The organism is Vibrio sp. Y176 (genome assembly GCF_033438945.1).
In genome coordinates, this window is record NZ_JAWOQS010000542.1 from 1 (window position 1) to 693 (window position 693).

Genomic DNA, 693 nt, shown 5'->3' on the forward strand with positions numbered 1-693 from the left:
GGTTTGACTCTAGATCAGAAAAACCTAGCCCTGCAGCAGTTAGCGAAAGACTATATGGTGTCGGGGTTTTTAGACCGAGCTGAAAAAATCTTCGAACAATTAGTTGAAGAGCCCGATTACAAAGAGGCGGCGCTCCAACAGTTAGTCACTATTTACCAGCAAACGCGTGAATGGGAAAAAGCGATTCATTACGCCAATCAGCTAGCTAAAATGGGTAATCAGCGTAGTCGTATGCGTACAAATATTGCGCATTTTTGGTGTGAAATTGCCATGCTAGACCAAGCTGATGGCAATACGAATAAAGCTATCCAGCATTTCAAAAAAGCACTTTCCGAAGATCCAAAATGTGTTCGAGCAAGTATTTCGCTCGGCCGGATTTACTTGGAATCAGAAGACTACAAACAAACCATTAAGTATCTAACGGGTGTATTGGAGCAAGACAAAGACTTTGTGAGCGATGTTTTGCCGACAATTGCTGAGTGCTATCACCATCTCGGGCAAGAAGATGAACTGGTCGAGTTTTTACGCGCCTGTATTGATAAAAAGGCAGGGGTGTCAGCGGAGTTGATGCTGGCTCAGTTAGTCGCTCACCATGAAAGCGTCGGCGCTGCCCAAGAATTGCTGACGAAACAGCTACTGAAAAATCCAACCATGAAGGGCTTTTATCGCCTGATTGACTACCACATTGCAGAG

General features: G+C 44.7%; 1 protein-coding gene. It reads left to right on the forward strand.

The features are described 5' to 3' along the window. Positions 1-693 (forward strand): tetratricopeptide repeat protein (locus tag R7O13_RS27205; protein WP_318305241.1); only part of this gene is annotated, 693 nt, incomplete at both ends.